We start from the raw sequence: 25,889 nt of genomic DNA, 5'->3' as shown, positions 1-25,889 counted from the left end.
CACTACTGAAGCGCAAAAATAACTTACGGACGATCTTCGATCACTCTGTCAATCAAGCCGTATTCCTTGGCTTCCTGAGCGGACATGAAATAGTCGCGATCCATGTCCTTCTCGATTTTCTCGATCGGCTTGCCAGTATTCTTAGCATAGATATTATTGAGTTCGTGGCGCAGCCGCAGAATCTCTTTCGCCTCAATCTGAATATCCGTTGCTTGTCCCCGCGTCCCCCCAGAAGGCTGGTGAATCATGATTCGCGAGTGAGGCAAAGCTAACCGTTTCCCCTTCGCACCGGCAGCTAACAGGAAAGAACCCATAGAAGCAGCCAAGCCCACACAAATCGTCACCACGTCCGATTTAATGTGCTGCATGGTATCAAAAATAGCCATGCCTGCCGACACCATCCCGCCTGGGGAATTGATGTACAAAATAATATCCTTACCTGAATCTTCCGAATCGAGATAGAGCATCACAGCGATGATTTGATTGGCAATTTCATCGTCAACGTCCCTGCCCAAGAAAATAATCCGTTCCCGGTAGAGGCGATCGTAGATATTAATCCACTGAGTATCATAACCACCCGGCATTTTGTAGGGAACTTTTGGCACACCTATAGGCATAATTCGGAACTCCGTTTAGTTGGTAATTGACGAGTAGTTTTGAGTTGGAAATTTCGGGTCTTGAATTTCGGGTTTTGAATTTTGAGGTTATTTCGTCCTTCTCAACGCTGGTGCGAGAATTTTGAACTCTTTAACTTAAAATTCAAAACTTAAAATTCAAAACTTTCTTTCACAGCCCCGTTAGATGACTCCAGCCGGCAGCGGTTTCGGCAATTCTTCCGAACTTTCAAGAACGCGATCGATCAAACCGTATTCTTTAGCTTCCTGGGGCGTCAGGTACAGCAACCGATCCATATCTTTAGTAATCTTTTCGATCGGTTGGCCAGTACAGCTTGCAAAAATCTCAAGCATCGTTGCTTTATTTGCCAGCACTTCCTTAGCCCGAATTTGAATGTCGCTTGCTTGACCCCGCGTGTACGCCTTGGGTTGGTGCAACACAATAGAAGCGTGGGGCAAACTCGCCCGAAAGCCTTTTGTACCAGCCGCTAAAAGCATCGCAGACATCCCCATTGCCGAACCGAGGCAAATAGTGTGCACGGGCGGCTTAATGTATCTGATCGTGTCGCAGATAGCGAAGGCTTCCGTTTCAAAGCCGACGGGTTCGCCACTGTAACCAGAAGTGCCGGTCGAGTTGATGTAGATTTTGATTGGCTTATCCGGGTCTTCGTACTGCAAGAACAACAGTTCAGCGATAATCAGTTCTGTTACCGCAGGCACTAGAGGCATCCCCAGATAAACGATCCGCTCCTTCAGCAACAGGGATGGCAAATCGGGAGGTGGCGTCCGAGAGTTCCCTTCCCCGTAGTATGGCGATTGCACAGCTTTAATTGGTGTGTTCATATAACCGAAATGTTGCCTGAACTGATGGAGCTATTCTTAAAGAAATAGTAACGCAATCTTTAGGTATCCCGCATGAAAGTTAGTTTGCTCCCGGTTTTAAACGACCCTAACCTTGACGCTGCCGCGCCCTCGACCCAGCGCCAGCTAGCGATTTCAGTGTCTGCGATGGCAAGCTCGATCGACTCCAGCGTACCCTTAAACCTGTGTCTGATTCTCGACCACAGCGGCTCGATGGGCGGACGCCCCTTGGAAACCGTCAAACAAGCCGCAGGACGTTTGCTAGACAGGTTGAAGCCCGGGGATCGCTTTTGCGCGGTGGCTTTCGATCATAAAGCCAAAGTCCTCGTCCCCAATCAAATTGTGGGAGACCCCAGTAGCATTAAACGGCAAATTGAGCAATTGCGCTCGGCCGGTGGCACAGCAATTGATGAGGGCATTAAGTTAGGTATTGAAGAGTTGGGCAAAGGCAAAAAAGAAGCTATATCTCAGGCGTTTCTGCTGACTGACGGCGAAAACGAACACGGCGACGACGGCCGCTGTTTGAAGTTGGCGAAACTGGCTGCAGACTACAACATGACTTTAAATTCTTTGGGATTTGGCGATAACTGGAATCAAGATATTTTGGAAAAGATTGCTGATGCCGGCGGCGGTGCTCTGGCTCACATTCAGCGTCCTGAAGATGCGGTTGACGAGTTTGGTAAACTGTTTAGCCGCGTCCAAGGTGTAGGTTTGACTAATGCTTATTTGCTATTTTCCCTGATGCCAAAAGTGCGGTTAGCCGAACTCAAACCGATCGCCCAAGTTGCCCCGGATACGATCGAATTACCGGTACAGCAAGAGGGCGATCGTTTTATGGTGCGCCTGGGAGATTTAATGAAGGATATAGAGCGAGTAGTTTTGGCTAATATTTATATTGGACAGTTGCCCGAAGGTACACAGGCGATCGGGCAATTGCAAATTCGCTACGACGATCCGAGTGTCGGTCAAAGTTTGCTGTCCGATCCCGTTGCAATTTCCACTAATGTCCTGAAAGTTTATCAGCCGGCAATTAACCCGATGGTACAGCAGCACATTTTAGCTTTGGCTAAATACCGCCAAACTCAACTCGCAGAAACTAGATTGCAACAGGGCGATCGCGCCGGTGCGGCTACGATGCTGCAAACTGCTGCTAAAACTGCTTTGCAAATGGGCGATAAAAGTGCCGCAACTGTGCTGCAAACCTCTGCTACTCGCTTGCAGTCTGGCGAACAATTGAGTGAAGCCGATCGCAAGAAAACTCGGATTGCTTCTAAAACTATTTTGAAGTAATCGGGCGATTTGAAATTTTAAATAATTTTAAATTGGGCGATTGGACAATTCGGCGATGCCAAATCGCCTCTACAAAAACGAAACCCGCACCCAGGCGGGTTTCAATATTATGAGTCTCGCCTACAAAAAGCGAAAGTTAGGGGATGCCGATTGTTTCAAGCCGTGGATCATGTAGAAGCTCGATCGTTTAGAATGTTTCTATCACCTATCAAGAGTGCTTGTATGAACCAGACAATATCTGATAAAGTACGCTGGACTACCGCCGATTTAGAACTATTGCCCGATAACGGCGATCGTTATGAAATTATTGATGGGGAGCTATTTATGACTAGAGCACCGCATTGGGGGCATCAAGAAGCTTGTGGTAACATCTACTTAGAGTTAAAAACCTGGTCGCGAGCGAGTGGTTTGGGACGAGCCGCCATCAATCCAGGCATTATTTTCAGTGATGCGGACAATGTTATTCCTGATCTCGTTTGGGCGAGCACTGAACGCTTGGCTATCTTGCTAGACGAAGCCGGTCATTTAACCGCCGCACCCGAGTTAATTGTTGAAGTATTGTCCCCCGGTGCAGACAATCATAGACGCGATCGAGATTTGAAACTCAGACTCTATTCGGTGCGAGGAGTGCAGGAATACTGGGTTGTGAATTGGCAATTGCAGCAAATAGAAGTTTATCGCAGGGAACAAGCAAGTTTAAGGCTCATTGCTACGCTGTTGAGCAATGATGAACTAACTTCGCCTTTGTTGCCCGGTTTTAGTTGTTCTGTCGCTCAAATTTTTGCCTAACTTATGAAATCATCATTTTACAATTTAATCGCTACTCTAGTAATATTTACTATCTTTGGTAATATATCCATTGCTGTCTCTGCTAAATCCTCAGCAATATTAATAGTTCAAAAAACGATTGTTCAAAATCCTGCTGAAGACTTATTTAATAGTGCTTTAGCTAAATCAGAGGCGGGAGATATTCAAGGGGCGATCGCCGATTACACCGAAGCTATTCGCCTCAACCCCAACTACGCCAAAGCCTACAACAAACGCGGCATCATCCACGGCCGCAATCTCAAAGACTATCCAGCAGCTAAAGCAGATTTTGATCGCGCAATTGAAATCAACCCCAACTACGGCGACGCCTACTACAACCGCGCCAGAGTCCGCGAGTTCTTAGAAGACGAACCGGGGGCGATCGCCGATTATCAAAAAGCAGCGGAACTTTATCAAAAAGACGGCAATACCAACGATTATCAAGATGCCATACAGCATCTTCAAATTCTGCAAAAATAGAGTGCTTTTGAAAACATAGTATAATATCCTTCGATCTGCGTTCATCCGCATTCATCTGCGGTTAAACATTCCAAATCCACCATTCAAAAAATGCCCGAAACTTCCACCGTCACCGTTACTGTACCCGCTACAACAGCCAATTTAGGCCCCGGCTTCGACTGCATCGGCGCCGCTTTAAGCCTCTACAACCGCTTCCAATTCTCCCGACTCGAACCTTCAGCAACCGAGAAACTAAAAATTACTGTTACAGGCCAAGAAGCCGCCAAAGTCAAGACAGACGATAGCAATCTCGCTTATCTAGCCTTTGTCAAGTTATACCATCGCCTCAACCAATCGCCGCCCCCTGTAGCGATACATATAGATATGCAAGTTCCGCTGGCTAGAGGTTTGGGGAGTTCCGCCACAGCTATTGTCGGTGGGTTAGTCGGTGCAAATGAGTTAGCCGGTGCGCCTTTGAGTCAAGTGGAAGTGATGCAATTGGCGATCGAACTTGAAGGACATCCCGACAACGTTGTCCCCGCTTTACTTGGAGGTTGTCGCCTCGCTGCTAGCAATCCACCCCCCCAACCCCCCCTTACTAAGGGGGGGCTAAGAGAACAACTCCCCCTTACCGAAGCGGGGCTAAGAGAAGAACTCCCCCTTACCGAAGCGGGGCCAAGAGAACAATCACCCTTAGATGCGGAAATTCTACCATCACCCCCCCTTAGCAAGGGGGGGCAAGGGGGGGGTTCCTGGGAAATTTGCGACATTCCCTGGCATCCAAATATTGTGACCGTGGTAGCCATCCCCGATTTTGAACTGTCTACAGCCGAAGCGCGCCAAGTTTTGCCAGCAGATTACAGTAAGGCTGACGCGATTTTTAATGCTGCACACCTCGGTTTGCTAGTGCGGGCTTTGGAAGCGGGCAATGAAAATTGGCTGCGCTGCGCCCTCCAAGACAAAATTCACCAACCTTACCGCCAATCTCTGATTCGGGGATATGAAACTGTGCAACAAGCTGCCCTGAATGCAGGGGCCTGTGGAATGGTAATTAGCGGTGCCGGGCCGACGCTTTTGGCTTTAACGGATGCTACTAATGCTGATGCGGTTGTGAGGGAAATGGCGGCTGCTTGGATGGAATTTGGGGTAAAGGCAGATGTAAGGGCGATCGGCCTCGATACTCAAGGCGCGCAAGTCTCCCTTTAGTTATTCCACTCTTAGACACACAACATCTACATAACCGTGTTTGGTAGGGGCAATCTCCCGTGCTTGCCCCTCTCCATGGAATTATTCATATTTCTATTCTCTTCCTCTCTCCTTCAAATCTCTTGAATATCAACTCAAGTCTCTTTTCGATAACTTCTGCCATGCCCTCTACAAAATTTTACATTTAAAAAAAATGCAGTCATTGTAGGGGCGGATTCACCATAAGATCAGGCTAAAACAAACAATCTCAAAAACCCGCCCCCACGAACGGTAAATAGTATTAATTAGCTGTGACGCAGGGGAATTTCTATGTAAATTTTAGTACCTTTACCTGGTTCAGAAAAACACCTTAACTCTCCTTTGTGCTGCTCTACAATTATCTGATAGCTGAGAGCAAGTCCCGAGTAGATGGGTGGTTCCGCAGGTTGGGCAACCAAAAAGGGCTCAGAAAGTTGCGCTGTGATATCTTTGCTAATTGCCATGTCGTTATCAGCAATCTCAATAGAAATTCGCTCAGCATCGACCACCTGAGTGCTAATCAAAATCACCGGCTTAAATTTGAGTGATTCCAACTCTGCCAACTCTTGAGCAGACTCTTCCAAAATATCGATCGCGTGATTGATGATATTCAGAAAAGCTTGATTGAGCAAACCTGCATAACACTCAATTTGTGGCAAATTGCCGAATTCTTTCATCACCTTGATGTCTCGCCTTCCCTCGCGAGCCGGCAAGCGGTGCTGTAACAACAACAGAGTATTTTCTAAACCGTCGGAAACATCGAATAACTGCCAGCCAGATCGATCGCTGCGGGAAAAATCCTGTAGCGACAAAATTATTTGGCGGATGCGATCGCTCCCGGTACGCATGGAACTCACAATTTTTAATAAATCGTCGAGTACGAATTCCACATCCATATCTTGTTGTTTTTGCATAATTTCCGCTCCGGGATTGACTAGCTCTTTTTGATACAATCGCAGCAGTTCAATTAAATCGGTCGCGTAGCTTTGGACGTGAGTTAGATTGCTGTAAATAAAAGTAATTGGGTTGTTAATTTCGTGGGCTATCCCAGACACCAATTCGCCCAAACTAGACATTTTTTCTGTTTGTAGCATTCGATCGCGCGACAGTTGCAATTCTTGCTGGGTGAGAGCCAACTGCGCCCTCAACTCGCGCGATTTCTTAGAAGCGCGCACCCGCGCCAATAATTCCTGCTTAACTATCGGTTTAAACAGAAAATCGTCAAAGGCCGCATCCAATTCTTGAATTTCATCAAATTGCTCCGGTGTTGTCAGCAGAATAAAATAGGCTGCCGCCAATTCTCGATCGGCTTTCACCAGCCGGCACACCTCCAAAAAGTTGATTTGAGGCGAAGTCCCGTCGCAAATTATCGCATCGGGGGACAATTCCCTCGCCCAGTCTAAACCCTCTTGGTCGTCGGAAACGACTTTCACCTGATGTCCCTCTTGGCCGAGTAACTCTTGCACAACTTGAAAAGTCACAGTATCCGCGATGATCGCCAGAATCTTTGCCATACTTCTATCATCTCCACAAATTACTTTTTAGGATACAACCGCCAGAATTGCACTGACATATTTAAAATTCCCAAATAGTTCAATGCCACCAAAAAACAGCCGATGCCCGATCCCTCAAAACCAAAAATAGCTCATACCATTTTAGATTTTATATTTTCGAGTAAAAAAGGGGGAATGACTTACTGTATAATAATAGTTGGGAGCTTGCCTACAGTTGCATATTTTTTGGGGACTGGTATCACGAGAAGGTATAATTTTAGACGGGCACTGCAAAAAGGCAAATTTTCTCCTTCGTAATTAATGTTACATCAGAGCTGTCTGCCGAAAGACTGCTGAGGGCGATCGCAGATACTTTCTCAAATTGCGCCAGGAAACAATAAAAAACTTTAAAATCAATTAATAGTATCGTTAAATTCACCTTCTCGGTCAGCGCCTGAGAATGCCAATTACCAACACCACCTCAACTTTGATTCAAGCCGAAACACTAGAACTATTAGAATGGCCGCGCCTGTGTCAGCACTTGGCTACCTTCGCGGCCACCAAACTCGGCGTCGCCGCCGCCCTCGACCTCCCAATCCCGGCAACTCAAGCTCAAACAGCAGAACTCCTAGCCCAAACTCATGAAGCTTATCAGTTAGAGAGCCGCGCTGGCGGTGCTTTGAGTTTTGAAGGAATCCAAGACATCGGCACTTCGCTGCAACGAGCCGAACTGCAAGGTTTGCTCAGCGGCGAAGAATTGCTGGCAATTGCTACTACCCTCGCCGGAGCAAGGCAATTGCGCCGGATAATTGACTCTCAGGCAGATGTGCCGACGCTCAAAGAACTGGCAGCTCAATTGCGGACTTATCCCGAACTAGAGCAAGAAATCCACCGCTGTATAGACGATCGCGCTCAAGTAGCAGACAGAGCCACTCCTAAATTAGCAGGAATTAGAGTTCAAATGCGACAGTTGCGCGATCGCATTTATCAAATATTGCAGGGGATTTTGCAGCGCCAATCCAACGCCGTACAAGAACAGCTAATTACCCAAAGAAGCGGACGCTTTGTCATTCCCGTCAAAGCTCCCCAAAAAGATGCCATACCGGGCATCGTTCACGACTCCTCGGCTAGCGGCGCGACACTGTACGTAGAACCCCACAGCACAGTCAATCTTAACAACCAAATGCGGCAGTTTCTCAGGCAAGAACAAGCCGAAGAAGAAGCAGTCCGCCGCGCCCTCACTGAGCAAGTCGCCGCAGTAAAACCTGATTTAGACAGATTGGTGGTGGTAGTTACAACTTTAGATTTAGCAGCCGCTAAAGCGCGTTATAGTTTTTGGTTGCAAGCAAATCCGCCGAAATTTATCGAATTGGGAGAGCCAGAACTAGCACCAAAAAATCCCGAAAAAGAAGATGAGGAAAAAGAAGAAAAAGAAGATGAGGAAAAAGAAGAAAACAGTCAATTATTAATTCGCAACCTGCGATCGCAAATTACCCTGCGCCAGTTGCGCCATCCTTTATTAGTTTGGCAGCAACAGCACGAGCAAGGCTTTCCAGTCGTGCCGGTCGATTTAACCATCGGGCCGCACATCCGCGTCGTCGCCATCACAGGCCCCAACACTGGCGGCAAAACTGTCACCCTCAAAACCTTGGGCTTGGCAGCTTTAATGGCGAAAGCAGGAATGTTTGTTGCCGCCCGCGAACCCGTAGAATTGCCTTGGTTTGACAATATTTTGGCTGATATTGGTGACGAACAATCTTTGCAGCAAAGTTTGTCAACTTTCTCCGGCCATATCCGCCGCATCAGCCGCATTTTAGAAGTTTTAGGCAATAAATCGCAGGCTGAAGGGGAAGAAACTTCAAACCTTCCAATTACTAATTCCCAACAGCAAGACCAAGAAGTCACAGATACACAGAACACTGTTTCTGCTCTCCCAATTCTCAAACCTAAATTACAAATTCCCAAAGCCCAAAGCCCAATTAGCAATTCCCAATTAGCAATTCCCAAATCTTTAGTTTTGTTAGACGAAGTAGGAGCGGGGACAGACCCCTCAGAAGGCAGTGCATTGGCGATCGCCCTGTTGCAATATCTCGCCCAACATTCCCTATTAACAGTTGCAACTACCCACTTTGGCGAACTCAAAGCCCTCAAATATCAAGACTCCCGCTTTGAAAATGCCTCAGTAGAATTTGACGACAATTCCATGCAGCCAACCTATCGCTTGCTGTGGGGAATTCCCGGACGTTCCAACGCCCTCACCATTGCCAAAAGACTCGGTTTGCTAGCATCCATAGTCGAAGAAGCTCAAACCTATGTCGGGGGAGCGTCTCAAGATGTCAATCAAGTGATTGCTGGACTCGAAGCACAGCGCCGGAAACAGGAAACCAAGGCCAGAGAAGCAACTCAACTGCTACACCAAACCGAAAAACTGCACAGAGAAGTTTCTCAAAAAGCAGCCGCTTTGCAAGAGCGGGAGCGAGAACTAAAAATAGCTCAGGAAGTGGCAGTAAATGAGGCGATAGGGTCGGCAAAATCAGAAATTGCTCAAATCATTCGTCGCTTGCAGTCGGGTAACCAAACCGCTCAAAATGCCCAACAAGCGACAGATACCTTAAATCAAATTTCTGAAAAACACCTGCCCTCTCGCCAACAACCGGCTAAACCCAAACCGAGTTTTATGCCGAAAGTGGGCGATCGCATCCGCATTCCCAGCTTGGGCCAAACCGCCGAAGTCCTCAGCGGCCCCGACGCTAACGAAGAGTTGAGCGTTCGGTTTGGGATTATGAAAATGACTGTCAAACTAGGAGAAATTGAATCCCTAGACGGTCAAAAACCGGAAACTAAAGCTCAATTAGCCAAGGCGGCCGCCCAAGCACAAGCACTCGCTACGGCTAAAGCTAAGCAAGCAGCGGCGGAAGCTGCAAAACCCAATCCCGAAATCGCCATTCGCACTGCTAATAATACGATCGACCTACGGGGTGCCAGAGTCTCAGACGCAGAAATCGAAATAGACCGAGCTCTTTCCAAGGCCGTGGAATACGGAGTCCTGTGGATAATTCACGGCAAAGGTACGGGACAGTTGCGGCGCGGCGTTCACGAGTTCCTCGCGACTCATCCGCAGGTTTCCCGCTTTGAGCTCGCCAGTCAAAAAGAAGGAGGTACAGGTGTGACGGTGGTTTATTTACATTGATTTGTGGCAGCCGGTGGCGTAGCATGGTGAGAAGTAAAAATTTATGGGTTTTGCGGATTGCGATCGATCGAACTTGAAGCCGCAACTTTTAACCCGCAACTCCGTCCAGCAGTTAGGATTGCCGGAATCAAAGCAACGAGCTATGGAGACAAATTAACAGATGTGCTGTTGCCCACAGGCCGCAAAGCTTTAATCACTGCATACTGTTTGATATCCTGCCTCAACCTGTCTTAATTTCCCGTGCTGAAGCCATGCGCTCGACCGTAAAGTCCTCCGCTCCCACAAACGCAACGGGCCAATCTCCCAACTGGGAAGAATTGACCCAAAAAGCACCAGAACCTACCCAGTTGGACAACATTAAAGCCCAACTGGATTTAGTGCTGTTAGCCCTAGAAGCATTGGCAGAAATTGGCTCAGAGGCGATGCTCAAGGTAGCAGCCGAACTGAATTTAGAGCCAATGGTAGCCGATCGGGTAGCTTTGTGGCGGCTGCGCCAATCTAACCCGCTGCGGAAAGGTCACGGAGGGCGCAAAAAACTCGATGTGGAGGAAGCTCGATCGCTCGTTTTGATAAGCTGTCATTTGGCAAAACAGCACCAAGCTTTAATCCGCCGGGCTGTTGCTTTGCTGGAACAAATGGCTGAACAAAACCGCGAACCTCACACCATCGCTTTGCTGGGAGATTATATTGACAGGTTCAGCAACACTTATGGCTCGCGCATGGAAGATGCAGAAAATTTATCGGCACGAGAACTGACTGATTTGGCCCTCAAACTCCTGATCGATTTGCTGTTTTACAGCAGTCCCGGTGGCCACCGCCGCCTCTGGCTGGCTCTTCTAGACCGTGCTAAGAATTAAACTAAGCATAATGGGAACGAGAATGACAAACATCGGGAACAGGCAAGATGCCTGTTCCACCAGAAAATTTATTTATTGTGGAACAGGCAAGATGCCTCTTGCTAAAACAGCTTGTTGAGAATACTGCCAAATATCAGATAAAACATAGTTATTCCCTCTTCCTTCTTCCTTCTTCCTTCTTCCTTCTTCCTTCTTCGCTATGGTTCTCAAACGGTACACGCCCCCCACTTGCACGCTGGAAATTACAGCCAAAAGTTCGCCTCTATCTCGCTGGGCGGGCCAACCGGTGTTTAAATCTTTAAGTTTCGAGCTGCGACTCGACGACCCCAGGCTGCCAGATACCGAACACGTTACTCTCAGGGGCGATCGAATTCAACTCGAAACCCTCCACGAAGCTGTCAGCAACTACGTCCAAAACTTGCTCGGCGAATCCCGCGATTGGGAAAGCAACCTCAACTCTCAAAGAGGCCGTATCCCTGCGGGCCCAGACTCGCCAGAAGCAGCGCGTAACGCCGTTATATTCGATCGAGCCGTCAACACTTCCGAACTGGCAACTTCCGCCCCGAATACCTCCTACCTTCCGGTTCCCCCCCGCTTAGAACCCCGCGGGTTGCTCGCCCACAACTTGTTTTTAGGCTCTTTGAGCGCCGTAGAATCCGGGCCAGTAGTTCCCTTGAGCACCCTGCAACTGTTTGACTTGGCCACAGCACTAGATGACTGCGCCGCCGAAGTGATGGCGCTTCCCAACCTCAATCGTGAACCTCGACAACCGCTGTCCTCACCCTGGCTCAAGGTGGCAGCAATGCTGGTCGCCAGCGCCGGCCTGACGACAGGAATTCTCAAAATGCTCGATCGGGCCGCCACCTCCCCGCAAACCGCCACAGCCCCCGCTCCCGCCCCCGCCAATCCACAACTCGCCCCCGCTCCCGGAAACCCCCAGCTAGCTGCAGGCGTCTCCCCCAGTCCAGTTCCCGCCGTACCGACACCCCCAGCACCAACACCGGGTTTACCGCCCCTGCCGCCCCCGCCCATCAACACCGCCGCCTCCCCCAGCCCCAGCTTGCCCCCCATCGCCCTCGCCCCAAATCCCCCCAGCAACAGACCCAGCCCTATCCAGCAGCCACCCCTGCTATTTCCCCCCAATGGCAGCACAGCCAGCGCCCCACAGAGCGCCCCAGCTTTCCCTCAAGGGCAAACAATCACAATTCCCGCCCCCGAAGAACCGCCCATTTCCGCCCCCCAAGCACCCGCACCAGTACCCTACGTGCTGCCCCCCCTACCGCCGAGACTAGCTCCCGCCGTACCGCCCCCCCTGCCGCCCTCCCTGTCGGCTTCCCGATTTCCCGTTCCCCCGCCGCAGCCCTTCCCCAGCCCCATCGAGCCGATTGTCCCCCCCGCTAGTACCGAACTCCCACCCCTTGAGGATGCTCAACCAACCACCGAGTCCGAGGACAACAACCAGGCCGCGGCGAGCAAAAAAAACCGCACTTTATTTGATACAATTCCTCAAGTTTCAGAAGCTAGAACTTACTTTGAGGAACGCTGGAAGCCTCCAGAAGGAATGGAACAAACTTTGGAATACAGCGTGCTGATCGATGAAAATGGGTCAGTTCAAAGTATTGTGCCGATGGGAAAAGCAGCAGCAGATTATATCGAGCAAACTAATATGCCATTAGTCGGCGAGCCGTTTGTTTCTGCCGTTTCTAATGGCAAAAATCCGAAAATTAGAGTTGTTTTGCGACCCAACGGTCGAGTACAAACCTTTTTGGAAGAGAGTGATTAAACGGTCTCAAACACATTGTCGAGATGGGAAATCCCGGTAAATTGCTAATCTTAAACAAGTTCAAAAAAATTTAATTTTTAACGGCGGCCGCAGCAGCCAGCGTATTGACATTTGCTCCCCTTTGTCCTGCAAATATCTCTTTACCCGTGCGCGCAAAGTCACCAGTAAAAAAAGTTGCTGACACTCGTCAACTGGTTCGCATTGTGCACTCTAGAAACTTCCTTCTTCTTTCTTCCTGACATCCGTTACATCCGTTACATAATCCGTTGCCGAACTTCCTTCTTCCTGACATCCGTTACATCCGTTACATCCGTTACATAATCCGTTGCCGAACTTCCTTCTTCCTTCTATATCATCAATGCCCTTTTTTTCTATCCCAAACTTCTCCAATCCAATAAAAAACTGCAATCCCGCAAAAACTAAATAAAAAATCTTCAATACTAGCAGTACGATTGGGTAAAATCCCTTGCAGCATTTCTTCCGCAGCAGTGAACATAGTAAAAATTGCGGGCCCGAAAGAAATGGAATAATTAAACAAATTGATATTTTTTTTGCCCGTCGCTCTATGGCACAGAAAAGATGCTATTCCGTACAAAATAAAGTGACCGAGTTTGTCATAAGGGGGATGAGCGAGAGGAAAGTTGACTAATTTCCCCGTATCTGCTAAAAGCATGATAGTGAGAAGAATTAAAACGTACACAAAACAAGCAATAATCCAGAATTTTTTTGATAAGTTCATCTTGTTTTATGCCAATACCGACTAGACACCAACCAAGTCCGCGCCACGCAAAAATAAAAACAAATCAGGTTAATTACGTATTGTATTTGTAGGCGTCGGTCTAGCAGTAGCAGCCGCTAAAATTTAATTTGTTTTCACTGTCAAAACTTGTGGCGGCGACGAATCGGGCGGATAAATAAAATCCACTTCTACAAGTCGCTTTTCTCCGGATTTCATCTCTAATTTTACCAAAGGTTCCCCCTGCTGTCCCCGCCGCTGCACTAAATGCACGTAGCGAGTTTGAGGCACTTGATTGTCATCAGTATAGCGCACTCGAACCGTCCCCCTAAAAAAAGTTTGAGGTGCCGGAGGTTCTAAAAAACTAAGTCCTCCTGAAGTTAATTTGTCTGTCTTAATTGGAGTTTGAATTGCGACAGCTACAGTTTGATTTTTGCTGGTAGAATTGTACAGTGGCAAGCTGAGACTGTATTGAATTCCGTAATTGCCGTGGGCGCGGTATGCTGTATCTGGGTAGCGGACTAGCATTCTCGCACTTTGCACTTGATTTGTGCCCAGCATCCCGCGCGGGAGGCTGCTTAATGGGTAGGAAAATGCTGTTCCGGGTTGGGGAATTGCTAGGTTTGATGTGGCGGGGTTGTCTGAGAGAAGTGCTCGCCATTCTGAACCTAATGCTACACCGGCAACTCTGCCGTAAATTAGTTGACCTTCGGTGATTTCTGGCGGTGTGGGATCTCGATCGCGCGGCCCGGCTATATTACCATTGTCTAATAAGTTTTGCCATTCTGCTAAGTTGGGCGATCGCTCCTTTCCCTGTCCGTTTTCCTCTCCGTCAAGTCGGGCAAACATCGCCAGACTGGCAACATAGACTATACCATCGCTGCGTAACCGCATCAAGGTCGATCGACCGTTTAACGGCGGTACCAATCCCCGCACTGGTATCGGATGATTCATCAACATTTGGCTTTTTCCCGGTGGAATAATTAACCCAGGCCCAAAGTCTGACTGTCTCCTTCCTCTGAGAATATCATTCACAGCCCGGCTTCCCGGCCCCGCGTAAATATTACTGTTTGAATTATCGACTTGTGGCGGCAATTCAATAAAAGGTGCATCCGGTTGACTGAGATAACTCGCAGCTTGCAATATATCTAATTTTACTGGTTTATTGCCCGGATTGTAAACAATTACTCCTTGATACAATGTTCGCAAATCTTCCGGCGAAGGTGCGCGGGCTATGTGGTGGGCAAATATGTCGAAACGTCCTTGAAATGGAAAGTTTAAATGTGCCGCCGGAAATCTTTTACCATCCGGGGGAAATGTCGAAAGCAAAATTCCTTCTTGCAGCACTACTTCGGGACTGTTGCTGTTAAATACTGGTACGTTGTCTAACTGTCCGGGGAGAGGTCGCACTTCTTGAATTTGGATTATTTCGGGAGGTGCGGGAGGGGTTTGGGCTAAAGGGATAATTGATAGAACTGGCAGCATTTTTTGAGGTTTTACATTTGGTAGATGAGATTTTTGTTTAACCGCAGAGGGCGCAGAGGGGCCAGAGAAAGAGAGGGAAGAGAAGAGGAGGGAAATCTTCGTGTCCCGGCTGGTTTTGTACGGAGATTTTGCTCACCTGTCCCTAGCGGATATTGTGATTTTTACCGCGCCCACTGTTGTAATATGTAATTGTAAAATTTGGCGGTGTCTACTTTATCCATTGCTTGAATTTTTCGCCCTCCACTTTTAACTTTTGTGCGTCCTTGGCTGATGCCTTCGGTAATAATTTCTGTTTCCCATTCTCGCAGTTGGTAAAATTCTGGATGCGCTAAATAAGCGGTTGCCAAAATGTCCCAAAAGTAGTAATCTTGAGATATTGCTAGGGCATAACACTGTCCTGCTAAGTCGGAAATTGGATATTTGCGCTGTCTTGCTAAGAGATTGGAAAATTCTACAGTCAGCGGTACATTATTCGTGATATCTAAAGGACACATGACAACGGGAATTTGGGTTTGCCAAATTCTATCGATTGCTATCGGGTCCCAGTAAGCATTCCATTCCGCCGACATATCTTGTCCGGGTTCCATATCTTTGCTAACATTGCCGATAACATTGAGGGCGCCTCCCATCCAGACAATTTCTTGAATTTTGCTTTCAATTTCTGGCGCGATATCTAAAGCTTGCGCTACTGTTGTTAACGGCCCCGTTACCATTAATGTGACTGGTGCGGCTGCATCCCGCAAAACTCGCACCATAAAGTTTTGTCCGGGTTCTGATATTAACGGCGTGTCAATGGTTCCTTTTTCATTTAGAATCGGAAGTCGATCGACTGCAAAGGCATCTCGCCGAAATAACACCGGAAATGGGTTGAGTCCCCGCACCGTACTCGCCGCCACCGGAACCTCTGAACACCCCATCAAATCGAGGATTTTGCGCGTTGCACTCACCGCCGGTTGAATGTAGCAGTCCGCAGGAGTGACAATTACTCCCAGAGTTTCGACTTCCTCCATTGTCATCAGCAACACGACTGAGAGATAGTCGTCAACTGCACCGTCGTGATCCATTAGTACAAGTTTTTTTGACATCTTGCTTCCGGGTGACTGAATTAGTGTAAAGTACACATATTAATTTTTTTGTGCGAGAAACACAACTGCCTCAACTATATGAATAAATTATCACCTTACGGCTCTTGGAAATCACCTATTTCTTCCGATTTAATTGTTTCTGGAACTGTCGGGCTCGGACAAATTGCTATTGACGGCGATGATATTTATTGGGTTGAGGGAAGGCCTTCGGAAGCGGGAAGAAGCGTTCTCGTGCGGCGCACTCCTGATGGTAAAATCAGCGACGTGACACCTGCTCCTTTCAATGTTCGCACTCGCGTTAACGAATACGGCGGCGCTGCTTTTGCAGTTGCTGGCGGTGTTGTCTATTTTTCTCATTTTGCCGACCAACGTATTTATACTCAAACATTAAATTCTCAACCAGAACCTCTGACACCTACTGCTAATTCTCGCTATGCAGATGCGATAGTTGACCAGCAAAGAAATCGCCTGATTTGCGTGCGCGAAGACCATGCAGGTGAGGGGGAACCTGTCAATACTATTGTTAGCATTAATTTAGATAACGGCGAAGATATTCAAATCTTAACTCAGGGCAATGATTTTTATGCTTCCCCTCGTTTAAGTCCAGACGGTTCTCTACTTTCCTGGATTTGTTGGAACCATCCAAATATGCCCTGGGATGGCACAGAATTGTGGGTAGCAGAAATTAATGCTGACGGTTCTTTAGGTGAAAAATACTTAGTGGCTGGCGGGGTTGAGGAGTCGATTTTTCAACCGGAATGGTCGCCCGATGGAGTTTTGTATTTTGTTTCTGACAAGTCTAACTGGTGGAATTTCTACCGCTGGCAATCTAGCACCCCCCTCAATCCCTCCTTGGTAAGGGGGGAAGCCGAGATAGAAACCAGCTTGTGCGAAATGGCGGCTGAGTTCGGACTTCCTCAGTGGGTTTTTGGAATGTCTACTTATGCCGTTGTCTCGGAAAGCAAAATTATTTGCACCTACACTCAGCAAGGCCAGTGGTATTTAGCGAGTCTTGATTTAACGACAAAGCATTTGACAACTATTGAGACGCCTTACACTGATATTTCGTCGGTCAAAGCGCGGGGAGAAACTGTTGTTTGTCTGGCAAGTTCGCCGACGGAATCTACTGCTATTGTACAACTCAATTTAGCAACAAGCCAACTAGAAATATTGCGCCAATCAAGCAATTTAAGCATCAATCCGGGTTATCTTTCGGTACCGGAACCGATTGAATTCCCTACGGAAAACAATTTGACTGCTTTCGGTTTCTTCTATCCTCCGAAAAATCAAGATTTCGCAGCGCCTGCGGGTGAAAAACCGCCGCTTGTTGTTAAAAGTCACGGCGGCCCAACTGCTGCTACTTCTAGCAGTATGAATTTGAAAATTCAATATTGGACGAGTCGCGGTTTTGCCGTGCTCGATGTTAATTACGGCGGCAGCACTGGTTACGGCCGAGAATACAGAAAAAGACTGCAAGATAGTTGGGGAATTGTCGATGTTGACGACTGCGCTAACGGTGCTAAATATTTAGCTCAAAAAGGTTTAGTTGATGGCGAAAGAATGGCGATCGCCGGAGGCAGTGCAGGAGGGTACACTACTCTGTGCGCTCTTACTTTCCGCGATGTGTTTAAGGCCGGTGCGAGCTATTATGGAGTTAGCGATTTGGAAGCTTTGGCAACGGATACTCACAAATTTGAAGCGCGCTATCTGGATGGATTAATCGGGCCTTATCCTGAAAGAAAAGATTTGTATGTAGCTCGTTCGCCTATTCATTCCGCCGAACGTTTATCTTGTCCCGTTATCTTCTTTCAAGGATTAGAAGATAAAGTGGTTCCGCCTAATCAAGCGGAAATGATGGTAGAGATATTGAAAGCTAAAGGTTTGCCGGTTGCTTATGTTGCTTATGAAGGGGAACAACACGGTTTTCGCCGCGCTGAAAATATCAAAAGAACTCTTGACGGCGAATTCTATTTCTATTCCCGGGTGTTTAAGTTTGAGTTAGCTGAACCTGTGGAGGAAGTGGTGATTTTCAATCTTTAGAAAACATTAAGTTTGCAGTTGCTCGGTCTTCCCTAAAACGCACCTGCAAGCTTTATCATAATTCGCAAATTTTAAAGGTGATTTACTTCACAAATTTTGCTGTTTACTATCACGAATTTTGCGGCTTATTGTCACCCTTTTAAAGGCAATACAGCTATAAATTTTTATAATGCGATCGCCTTTTGTTGCCACAGAAAGGCCCGATCGCCCGATTGTCGAGTAGAGAGTCAATTACTATGCAAACTCCTGTCCACCTGATTCCCTCTGCTTTGGGCGAGCTGTTTGCCGAAGTGAATCAAAATGGCTACATTACTCTAGCCGATAGGTATGGTTTGATGGCTGCTATTTTTGACGAAAATTTGACTGAGGAAGACAAACGCTCGATTGATCGGCTGCTGCGCTCTGTGTGCCGGGGAAGGATAAAATTAGTTAACGAATTGTCTATGATCAGATAAGTGCCGATAATTTTCCTTGACAATAAATTTTAAAATTTCCACAATCAAAAAAAGTCCTAATTGTCTCATAATTAGGACTTCGAGCGAGGAAACCATTTTTAATTTTTGATCGATATAGAACTTACGCAAAAAAAGGTTGGGCGCGCGAATTATAGTCGTAGGGTGCGCCTAGCGCACCTTACATAATTAGATTCTGACCCAACGAGTGAACAAGTTTAACCTGCAGGTATAGTTGTCGCCAACTGTAACTTGCTCAAACTTTCTTCAGGCTGAACATCGATGTGATAGCTGAGTGCCGAAGGAATCCCGAGTACGCAGCAGGGAAAATTATTGCCTAGTTCCCTAACCAGCCGATGGTTGCCAGAACCACAGCCCAAGAACAGTAAATTTGCTGATTCTACTTCAACCACCTTTCTCAGTTCTGTAGCAACCCCCCCGATGCGTAAATGAGCTTTGAATAAACCGCGCCATTCCTCAGCCAAACAGCGCGCTTGCCACAGCAACTTATCTGCTACCTCGTACTCATTATTTTGACCATAAATTGCTTGAAAATAATGCGGATCTATCCAAGTTTTTTGCTGGGATACCGATGGGATTTCGGTTGGTAAAGCGAGCGCAGGCGCTGCACAATTAAGGGCGAATGTTTGCTCTAAATCAGACACTTTCTGCTGTGCAGCTAAGGCATTTGCTACAGCAACTTTGCAAGTATCTTCGCGGTAACTTTTTGACGATTCGTCGATCACGTAGACAACTTGAACCGTGACTTCTTTAGTTGTTACTAAACGAGTTTGATGCGCCATCCAAAGGGTAATATCCAGAGCTATTTGACTTTGGGGAGAACTGTTGTAACCGACAATAAAATTGATAGTTTTTGCCTGTTTTGGGGATTTTGATTTCTTAGAAACTGGTAATGTTGGCTCCGGCAGCAACACCATTTCTTCTGCTAAATTTTGGTATCCCAATGCACTTTCAAAACGCGCTAACATTGTTTTGAGATTCACAGGCTTAACCTCTCTTAAGTGAATTGTTATGTCGATCCGTCGGGTGTTATTCGTCTTGAGTAAAGTAGCGATCGAGAAAATTCAAAGCATAGTTGCGGATTTCGTAATACTCCTTCGATTCCCGCAACTCCTGGCGATCGCGCGGGCGGGCAAACGGCACTGACAAAATCTCTCCTATTGTCGCAGCGGGGCCGTTTGTCATCAGCACAATGCGATCGGACATATAGATAGCTTCATCCACATCGTGAGTAATCATCATTGCAGCTTGTCTGTGATTTTCCCAAATATCCAGCACCTGTTTCTGCAACTTGCCGCGAGTTAGAGCATCCAGCGCTCCAAACGGTTCGTCCATTAATAACATTTTCGGTCGGATCGCTAAAGCTCTCGCAATCCCAACCCGCTGTTTCATGCCTCCGGAAATTTCGTCTGGATATTTATCGGCTGCTGCAGTTAAGTTTACCATTGCTAGGTGTTCGTTGACAAGACTAATCTTCTCGGGGCGGCTAAGACTTCGCAAAACTTCATCAACTGCCAGCCGAATATTTTCCCGCACCGTCAGCCAAGGCAACAATCCGTAGTGCTGAAATACCATCATGCGATCGGCTCCCGGTTTGCGAATTTCTTTTCCTTCCAGTGTCACTATTCCGTCGCTCTGTTTTTCCAAACCTGCCACTATTTTTAGCAGCGTTGATTTGCCGCAACCCGAGTGACCGATTACCGAAATATATTCGTTTTCTCCAATACTTAAATTGATATTGTCCAAAACGCTAAATTCGCTACCGTCAGCATTTTTATACGACTTGAACAAGTTGTTAATTTCCAGAAATTCTGGGTGCTTCTTGACTTGGCTGCTGGCTTCGATAGAAGTAGAAAAGTATTGAGTCACGGTATTCTCCTAAAAAGTAGTAAAGTGTTAATTTGATTTCCTTCCGGTGGCGTAATTTCTAAAATCTTTTAGTCGGTTTCAACCGACTTTAGCTATTAGCCAGGGACTTAAGTCCCTGGGGGGACGGTAGGAAAAGCGCAAGATGTCAAACCTTAAGACTGAAAAAAAGACTGAGGGCGGTTTGCTCGAATTTCAAAACTATTCAAATAACCCACCGGATCGCTAGGATCAAATGCCTTTTTATCAATGAAAAGTTCCGCAGGTTCCACTTGGTAATCCTCCTGGGGACAATCGATCCCCATTTCGGCAACAATCTTGCGGTAAAGGTCGGTTCTCCAACCTTTTTTAGCTAATTCCTCAGCATTTTTTGGCACCTCCTTAATCTGTCCCCAGCGAGCGGCTTGAGTCATCAACCAAATACTCTGAGACTGCCACATAAATGTTGAATGATTTCCGGGTATTTGAGGCAAATTCTTAGGAATGTCATAGAAAATAGTTGCATCTTCCGATTGTATGGTGCGGTCTTGTCCGTCAAACCCTCCATAGTTGTAGTCGCCAACTATTGCGGGTCGCGTAAATTTGTCGATCGCCCCTTTTTTCGGTTTCGCCCCCGTGAACGATCGCTCAGTCAGCAGCGCCGATATTTCACTGCGATTTTCCGGCTTGCTGCAATACTGACAAGCTTCCACCATTGCCTTAACCAGCGAGTAATAAGTCTTCGGATTTTCCTCAATGAATGATTGCATTACTCCCAAAAGGCGATCGGGATGCCCCAGCCAAACTTCCTTGCCTTGGACGAAGGTAAAACCCACGCCCAAATTGCCTTGAATTGCCCGCGTATTCCAAGGTTCGGCCACCATGTAAGCCTGCATCGCGCCAATCCTGATGTTCGTTACCATCTGCGGCGGTGGCACAATAATTACCCGAAATTCTTTGAACGGATCGACACCGGCAGCCGCCGATATGTAGCGGACAAAGTATTCGTAAATAGCAGAACTCAGAACCACTGCCCAAACTCTTTTTTCCGACGGCTGACTGTCAAAAAAGGCTCGAAATTGTTTGCCAAATTCTTCCAAATTGCCGTTGTATTCGTGCCACGGGCGTAAACCGGAATCCCACATAGCTTTGTTCATCGTCATGGCGTTGCCGTGGCGGTGAATTGTCATTGCCGCGCACAGAGGTGCGTGGCGCGCTCCTTCGGCGCCAATTCGGGCGTTTGTGACGGCGCCGGATACGACTGGGGAGGCGTCGAGGCGGCCGAAGATTACGCCGTCGCGGGAGGTTGCCCAGCTTGCTTCGCGGTTGAGTTGGACGTTTAAACCGTATTTGCGGAAAAAGCCTTTTTTCCAGGCGATCGCAAATGGTGCACAATCGTTAACCGGCACGTATCCTACGGTTAAATTTGGTTTTTCTAAGGTTCGGGAATCGACGATCGGCTTTACGGCTGAGGCCTCTTCTGTGAGTCCTTTTGCCGATCGATCCGCGCTAATTCCACAACCCGATAAAGCCATTCCCGCCGCCGCAGCTCCCATTCCTTGCAAAAATTCTCGGCGCTTCCATTCATTGGAAAACTTGTCACTCATATTTAATTTGGCTAATGACTGTTAACTGTTGACTGTTGACTGTTGACTGTTAACTGTTGACAACTGACAACTGCTTTCCTAACAACTGCAAACTGCAAACTGACTAATGATTAATGATTGGTCGATGCGTTACCAATTCCTGAACTTTGTCAACAGCAGCGTCGAGCAACAATCCAGTTATGCCAATTACCAACACCGCTAAAAATACCGAACTCAGATTCAAACGGCTCCACTCATCCCAGACAAAAAAGCCAATTCCCACACCGCCTGTCAGCATTTCCACCGCCACAATCACCAGCCAAGCAATCCCCAAACTAATCCGCAAACCTGTAAAAATGTATGGCAAACTCGCCGGCCAAATTATTTTGGTAATCCGCCTCCAGCGGGGCATTTCCAACACTCGCGCCACATCCAGATAATCCTGGGAAACGCTAGAAACTCCCAAAGCAGTGTTGATAATTGTCGGCCACAAAGACGTGATGAATATGACAAAAATTGCCGACGGCTCTGCTAAATTAAAAATCGATAAAGCTATCGGCAGCCACGCTAGCGGCGACACCGGTTTGAAGATTTGAATCAGCGGATTGAGCGCCATCATTGCCGGTTTCGACATCCCGATCGTAAATCCCACGGGAATCGCAACTGCTGCACCCAGCAAAAATCCCACCAACACCCGTCGCAAACTCGCTAGCAGCAGCCAGCCAATGCCTAAATCTCCAGGCCCGCGCCGGTAAAATGGATGCAATATGTAATCTAAATTAGCTATAAACGCCTGATACGGAGTGGGAATCAAATCGCTTTTGAAGCTGGCAACAATCCACCACAAGCCAAGAATTCCCAAAAAACCCGCAGCCGGTAACAAAACAGCATCTCGGATGACAACGGGTTTTACACGCTTCCACGTTGCAACTCCTGCAAGTGCGATCGCAGATAAATTAAGCTGTATGAACATTTCAATCTCCTTCAGAGTCAGGGCAGGTACAAGAATCTTGAACAATACCAACCTGAGACACTGACGAAGCCAAACAATCTTTTTCAGAACATTTGGCTTTTCAGTCTCTTCTCAATGCCTGCGAAGTTAGCTGACGGGCTAGGACTGAGAGATGTCCTTCTCCTGAGATTTCAAAATCAAAAACTACACTCAAATTTGGCAATTTTTAACTTTGCTTTTTAATTCTGTAGAGATTCGCCCCGAAAATTGGTTCCTCCGCTCCAGCCACACGCTTGGTTTGATCGCGCATTGGTGGATTAGGCTTGACGTTTTAAGCCAATTTAACTTAAGCTAGCACGACCATTTAATTTTGTCAATATGTCTTTAGAAGTAGCTATTGGCGATCGGCGAAGCCCAAAAGTTGAGAGAAAATTCAAAAAGTTAATTATTAAACTAACCTAGAGATATAAAATATGATCGCTCCATTGATTTATTTATAATAGCCATGACAGATTTTAGTCAAGCGTTACAAGGTAAAATTGACATAATTACCGAAAACTGGATCGAAGCTGTTCGCTCCGACGAGCAAATCGAAACCGCCAAGCAACTCACCTACACTTCCGTGCGCGACAGCCTTCCCATCGTACTGCAAGCGATCGTAACTATGCTGTCCCAATCAGAAGAAAGCGACATTGGGACACTCGTAGAAGAAAGTTTAGAACACGGGACTGTCAGGGCAAAACAAGGTTACGATGCCGAAGAAATTGCGCGGGAATACCGCTTGCTGCGGAGGGTAATTTTCGATGCTTTAGAGCCAGAATTGCTAAAAGGCTCAGCCGCTGAAGTCAGCCGAGCTTACCGCTTAATTGACGCTGCCCTCGACGAAGTAATTGCTGACTGTTTCAAAACCTATACCCAAGCAAGATTCCAAGAACTACAGGAGTTGCACAACCAATTGCAACTTACAAATCAAGAGCTGACTCGTTTATTTCGCGCCAGTCAAGAGAATCTATCTCACTTAGCTCATGAATTGAAAACCCCCCTCACCTCTATTATTGGCTACTCAGAATTGTTTTTGCGCCAAATAAACAATCCTAGAGTTAAAGATTCGGCTCCCAATTTGGCACATATTGATAAAGTCCTCAGCAACGGCAGACGCTTACTTAGATTAATTAACGATACTCTCGAAATCTCGCGGTACGACGCGGGACGCATAAAATTGCAGCTAAGTGCTACAAATGTGCGATCGGCGATCGGCACTGTTGTCGAAATAATCGAGCCTTTGGCTAAAGAAAAAAATTTAGAGATCGTCGTTGAGTGCACTCCGGTTCTCGATCAAGTTATGACAGATTACTTGCGCTTGCAGCAAATTATCACCAACTTGACGAGCAACGCCATTCGCTACACCCAAGCTGGTACTATTACCATAAAAACCGAATTATTGTCAGACGAACAGTGGAGTCTCTGCATCACCGATACAGGAATTGGCATTGCTTCAGAAGACTGCGATCGGATTTTTCAACCCTATTTTCGAGCGGACAGCTCCCTGGGTTCTGGCATTCCTGACACTACCGGCTTAGGGCTAGCAATTGTCGTTCGATTAGTCAACCTCTTGCAAGGTAAAATCGAATTAGTTTCTGAAGTAGGAGTTGGCTCCTCCTTCACTGTAATTTTTCCCTTAGAATTGGATGGAGTTTAGATTACTGTTAACTGTTGACTGTTGACTAATGACTGTTGACTGCCAACTGCCAACTAAGGACTAATGACTTCTTCAAATCAGAAACCGAATAGTTACATAAATAGCCGCAGTTATTAATTGCACCGCCATCACAGGCAGCCCGTAACGCAGAAAAGTTTGAAAAGAAATCCGGCGCCCGTGCAGTTCAGAAATTCCCGCCGCCACTATATTAGAAGAAGCCCCTACCAAAGTGCCGTTTCCGCCTAAAGTTGCTCCGTACATCATCGCATAAAACAGTGGCAGTACAGCAGGTGGAAACTGCCCTGCAAAATCCGGAGCCAGCACCTCTGCAGGTGCGAGCCCGATATTGACAACATACTGTTTTAGCAGTGGCACCATCGCCACTACCAACGGAATATTTGGCACCACGCTCGACATCAAACCCACAAAAAATAACAAAACTAAAGAACCCAGAAAAATATTCTTACCTAAAATCACTGCTAATATTCCAGATATACTGCCGATAACCCCGGTTTTTTCCAAACCGCCAATCAGCACAAAGATAGACATAAAAAATAGCAGCGTACTCCAATCTAAATCCCGCAAAATATTATTAACAGAATCAATTTTGGAATGGTGAGCTAAAAGCATTGCCAAAGCAGCCCCCAACAAAGCAACCGCTGCCGGTGAAATAGGCACGGGCAGAGACTCTCCTATTACAAAAAATGTCAGCACGAAAGCTATAATTACACCGCCCACTGCTAAGACTCGCGGGTGATTAATTGTTGGGTGCGGCAAATGTTCCAAATCGTCTAAGTTCTTGTGCCAAATTTCGCGGAAAAGCCAAGGCAACATAACTACTATCACTCCTACGGCAATTGCCCCGCCCAAACTTAACTTTACCAGGTAATCTGCAAAGCTCATGTTAATAGCATCGCCGACAATGAATGTGGCCGGATCGCCAACGATTGTCAGCAGTCCCGAACTGTTAGCTACAAATACCATTAAAATCAGTAACGGCACAAAATCTACACCGACTTCTTCTGCCATTGGCGGAATTAATGGTGCTAGCAGCATGACTGTCGTGGCATTGGGCAAAACTGCACAAATTGGCGTAGTAATTGCGACAATACCTAGCAAGAGATTTTTGCCTTTGCCTTTAGCCAAAAGCACAATTTGAGTTGCCAAGTATTCAAATACTTTGGTAGGCTCAAAGGCTCTCACTATTACCATGACTCCGAAAAATAAGCCCAGCGTGGCGTGACTCCGACTGATATATTCGATCGCGTTGTTTAACGTCATCACGTGGGTAAAAACCAGAATCACTGCTCCCAGAAATGCCGCAACTGTGAGGTGTATCCATTCTGTAATTATTAAGAAAATTACACATATAAATGTTGTTGCAGCAATCACAGCTTGCACGTTTTCCAT

General features: G+C 47.0%; 21 protein-coding genes. 10 read left to right on the top strand and 11 right to left on the bottom strand.

Features of this window, described 5'->3' with window-relative positions; translation table 11 throughout:
* Positions 1-23: 23 nt before the first annotated feature.
* Positions 24-617: an ATP-dependent Clp protease proteolytic subunit gene (locus D0A34_17740; GenBank protein ID UNU20474.1), complete on the bottom strand. Its 594-nt coding sequence runs from the start codon at positions 615-617 to the stop codon at positions 24-26.
* Between the two features lie 180 nt (positions 618-797).
* The gene (locus D0A34_17735) at positions 798-1,457 is read right to left on the bottom strand and encodes an ATP-dependent Clp protease proteolytic subunit (GenBank protein UNU20473.1); all 660 of its coding nucleotides are present in this window, start codon (positions 1,455-1,457) and stop codon (positions 798-800) included.
* Between the two features lie 72 nt (positions 1,458-1,529).
* On the opposite strand from D0A34_17735, the gene D0A34_17730 reads away from it, so the two are divergent.
* From D0A34_17730 to D0A34_17715, 4 genes are all read left to right on the top strand, one after another.
* Positions 1,530-2,765: a VWA domain-containing protein gene (locus tag D0A34_17730; protein UNU20472.1), complete on the top strand. Its 1,236-nt coding sequence runs from the start codon at positions 1,530-1,532 to the stop codon at positions 2,763-2,765.
* A gap of 222 nt (positions 2,766-2,987) precedes the next feature.
* Positions 2,988-3,554, top strand: a complete 567-nt coding sequence (locus D0A34_17725; protein UNU20471.1) for a Uma2 family endonuclease — start codon at positions 2,988-2,990, stop codon at positions 3,552-3,554.
* 3 nt (positions 3,555-3,557) lie between these two features.
* On the top strand, positions 3,558-4,052 hold the full coding sequence (locus tag D0A34_17720) for a tetratricopeptide repeat protein (protein ID UNU20470.1): 495 nt from the start codon (positions 3,558-3,560) through the stop codon (positions 4,050-4,052).
* Positions 4,053-4,142: 90 nt separating this feature from the next.
* A complete protein-coding gene (locus D0A34_17715; GenBank protein ID UNU20469.1) occupies positions 4,143-5,237 on the top strand; it encodes a homoserine kinase in 1,095 nt (364 codons plus the stop codon).
* A 284-nt stretch (positions 5,238-5,521) separates the two neighbouring features.
* Here the strand turns inward: D0A34_17715 and D0A34_17710 are convergent, their stop codons facing one another.
* Positions 5,522-6,769 (bottom strand): hybrid sensor histidine kinase/response regulator, encoded by a 1,248-nt coding sequence (locus D0A34_17710; GenBank protein UNU20468.1) that lies wholly within the window; start codon positions 6,767-6,769, stop codon positions 5,522-5,524.
* Positions 6,770-7,208: 439 nt separating this feature from the next.
* Here D0A34_17710 and D0A34_17705 point away from each other — a divergent pair, with 439 nt between their 5' ends.
* From D0A34_17705 to D0A34_17695, 3 genes are all read left to right on the top strand, one after another.
* Positions 7,209-9,938, top strand: a complete 2,730-nt coding sequence (locus tag D0A34_17705) for an endonuclease MutS2 (GenBank protein ID UNU20467.1) — start codon at positions 7,209-7,211, stop codon at positions 9,936-9,938.
* Between the two features lie 251 nt (positions 9,939-10,189).
* The gene (locus D0A34_17700) at positions 10,190-10,795 is read left to right on the top strand and encodes a DUF3038 domain-containing protein (GenBank protein UNU20466.1); all 606 of its coding nucleotides are present in this window, start codon (positions 10,190-10,192) and stop codon (positions 10,793-10,795) included.
* 199 nt (positions 10,796-10,994) lie between these two features.
* Positions 10,995-12,578 (top strand): DUF4335 domain-containing protein, encoded by a 1,584-nt coding sequence (locus tag D0A34_17695; GenBank protein ID UNU20465.1) that lies wholly within the window; start codon positions 10,995-10,997, stop codon positions 12,576-12,578.
* A gap of 355 nt (positions 12,579-12,933) precedes the next feature.
* Here the strand turns inward: D0A34_17695 and D0A34_17690 are convergent, their stop codons facing one another.
* From D0A34_17690 to D0A34_17680, 3 genes are all read right to left on the bottom strand, one after another.
* Complete coding sequence (locus D0A34_17690; GenBank protein UNU20464.1) at positions 12,934-13,317, bottom strand: hypothetical protein; 384 nt, start codon at positions 13,315-13,317, stop codon at positions 12,934-12,936.
* A gap of 123 nt (positions 13,318-13,440) precedes the next feature.
* A complete protein-coding gene (locus D0A34_17685; GenBank protein ID UNU20463.1) occupies positions 13,441-14,799 on the bottom strand; it encodes a DUF3370 domain-containing protein in 1,359 nt (452 codons plus the stop codon).
* Between the two features lie 161 nt (positions 14,800-14,960).
* Positions 14,961-15,884, bottom strand: coding sequence for a nucleoside hydrolase (locus D0A34_17680; protein ID UNU20462.1), 924 nt, complete (start codon positions 15,882-15,884; stop codon positions 14,961-14,963).
* Between the two features lie 78 nt (positions 15,885-15,962).
* Between D0A34_17680 and D0A34_17675 the strand changes: the two genes are divergently transcribed.
* Positions 15,963-17,924 carry a S9 family peptidase gene (locus D0A34_17675; protein UNU20461.1) on the top strand — a complete coding sequence of 654 codons (1,962 nt, stop codon included), beginning with the start codon at positions 15,963-15,965 and terminating at the stop codon, positions 17,922-17,924.
* 236 nt (positions 17,925-18,160) lie between these two features.
* On the top strand, positions 18,161-18,379 hold the full coding sequence (locus D0A34_17670; protein UNU20460.1) for a hypothetical protein: 219 nt from the start codon (positions 18,161-18,163) through the stop codon (positions 18,377-18,379).
* A 215-nt stretch (positions 18,380-18,594) separates the two neighbouring features.
* On the opposite strand, the gene D0A34_17665 is transcribed toward D0A34_17670, so the two are convergent.
* From D0A34_17665 to ntrB, 4 genes are all read right to left on the bottom strand, one after another.
* Entirely contained in the window at positions 18,595-19,365 is a 771-nt protein-coding gene (locus D0A34_17665) for a universal stress protein (GenBank protein UNU22350.1), read from the bottom strand.
* 61 nt (positions 19,366-19,426) lie between these two features.
* Positions 19,427-20,266, bottom strand: coding sequence for an ATP-binding cassette domain-containing protein (locus D0A34_17660; GenBank protein ID UNU20459.1), 840 nt, complete (start codon positions 20,264-20,266; stop codon positions 19,427-19,429).
* 152 nt (positions 20,267-20,418) lie between these two features.
* A complete protein-coding gene (locus D0A34_17655; protein UNU20458.1) occupies positions 20,419-21,849 on the bottom strand; it encodes an ABC transporter substrate-binding protein in 1,431 nt (476 codons plus the stop codon).
* A 103-nt stretch (positions 21,850-21,952) separates the two neighbouring features.
* Positions 21,953-22,801 (bottom strand): nitrate ABC transporter, permease protein, encoded by an 849-nt coding sequence (gene ntrB / locus D0A34_17650; GenBank protein UNU20457.1) that lies wholly within the window; start codon positions 22,799-22,801, stop codon positions 21,953-21,955.
* A gap of 484 nt (positions 22,802-23,285) precedes the next feature.
* Between ntrB and D0A34_17645 the strand changes: the two genes are divergently transcribed.
* Entirely contained in the window at positions 23,286-24,479 is a 1,194-nt protein-coding gene (locus D0A34_17645; GenBank protein UNU20456.1) for a sensor histidine kinase, read from the top strand.
* A gap of 72 nt (positions 24,480-24,551) precedes the next feature.
* Here D0A34_17645 and D0A34_17640 read toward each other — a convergent pair whose 3' ends face one another.
* On the bottom strand, positions 24,552-25,889 hold the full coding sequence (locus tag D0A34_17640) for a transporter (protein ID UNU20455.1): 1,338 nt from the start codon (positions 25,887-25,889) through the stop codon (positions 24,552-24,554).

Source organism: Microcoleus vaginatus PCC 9802 (assembly GCA_022701275.1).
Lineage (GTDB): Bacteria > Cyanobacteriota > Cyanobacteriia > Cyanobacteriales > Microcoleaceae > Microcoleus > Microcoleus vaginatus_A.
This window is presented reverse-complemented; position numbering and strand designations above follow the sequence as displayed.

Excerpts from the sequence above, each read along its gene's own strand:
- D0A34_17685 (UNU20463.1), bottom strand. The coding sequence starts at position 14,799 with ATGCTGCCAGTTCTATCAATTATCCCTTTAGCCCAAACCCCTCCCGCA.
- D0A34_17700 (UNU20466.1), top strand. The coding sequence starts at position 10,190 with ATGCGCTCGACCGTAAAGTCCTCCGCTCCCACAAACGCAACGGGCCAA.
- D0A34_17730 (UNU20472.1), top strand. The coding sequence starts at position 1,530 with ATGAAAGTTAGTTTGCTCCCGGTTTTAAACGACCCTAACCTTGACGCT.
- D0A34_17710 (UNU20468.1), bottom strand. The coding sequence starts at position 6,769 with ATGGCAAAGATTCTGGCGATCATCGCGGATACTGTGACTTTTCAAGTT.
- D0A34_17675 (UNU20461.1), top strand. The coding sequence starts at position 15,963 with ATGAATAAATTATCACCTTACGGCTCTTGGAAATCACCTATTTCTTCC.
- D0A34_17655 (UNU20458.1), bottom strand. The coding sequence starts at position 21,849 with ATGAGTGACAAGTTTTCCAATGAATGGAAGCGCCGAGAATTTTTGCAA.
- D0A34_17705 (UNU20467.1), top strand. The coding sequence starts at position 7,209 with ATGCCAATTACCAACACCACCTCAACTTTGATTCAAGCCGAAACACTA.
- D0A34_17740 (UNU20474.1), bottom strand. The coding sequence starts at position 617 with ATGCCTATAGGTGTGCCAAAAGTTCCCTACAAAATGCCGGGTGGTTAT.
- D0A34_17665 (UNU22350.1), bottom strand. The coding sequence starts at position 19,365 with ATGTTAGCGCGTTTTGAAAGTGCATTGGGATACCAAAATTTAGCAGAA.
- D0A34_17715 (UNU20469.1), top strand. The coding sequence starts at position 4,143 with ATGCCCGAAACTTCCACCGTCACCGTTACTGTACCCGCTACAACAGCC.
- D0A34_17690 (UNU20464.1), bottom strand. The coding sequence starts at position 13,317 with ATGAACTTATCAAAAAAATTCTGGATTATTGCTTGTTTTGTGTACGTT.
- D0A34_17640 (UNU20455.1), bottom strand. The coding sequence starts at position 25,889 with ATGGAAAACGTGCAAGCTGTGATTGCTGCAACAACATTTATATGTGTA.
- D0A34_17695 (UNU20465.1), top strand. The coding sequence starts at position 10,995 with ATGGTTCTCAAACGGTACACGCCCCCCACTTGCACGCTGGAAATTACA.
- ntrB (UNU20457.1), bottom strand. The coding sequence starts at position 22,801 with ATGTTCATACAGCTTAATTTATCTGCGATCGCACTTGCAGGAGTTGCA.
- D0A34_17645 (UNU20456.1), top strand. The coding sequence starts at position 23,286 with ATGACAGATTTTAGTCAAGCGTTACAAGGTAAAATTGACATAATTACC.
- D0A34_17670 (UNU20460.1), top strand. The coding sequence starts at position 18,161 with ATGCAAACTCCTGTCCACCTGATTCCCTCTGCTTTGGGCGAGCTGTTT.
- D0A34_17720 (UNU20470.1), top strand. The coding sequence starts at position 3,558 with ATGAAATCATCATTTTACAATTTAATCGCTACTCTAGTAATATTTACT.
- D0A34_17735 (UNU20473.1), bottom strand. The coding sequence starts at position 1,457 with ATGAACACACCAATTAAAGCTGTGCAATCGCCATACTACGGGGAAGGG.
- D0A34_17680 (UNU20462.1), bottom strand. The coding sequence starts at position 15,884 with ATGTCAAAAAAACTTGTACTAATGGATCACGACGGTGCAGTTGACGAC.
- D0A34_17725 (UNU20471.1), top strand. The coding sequence starts at position 2,988 with ATGAACCAGACAATATCTGATAAAGTACGCTGGACTACCGCCGATTTA.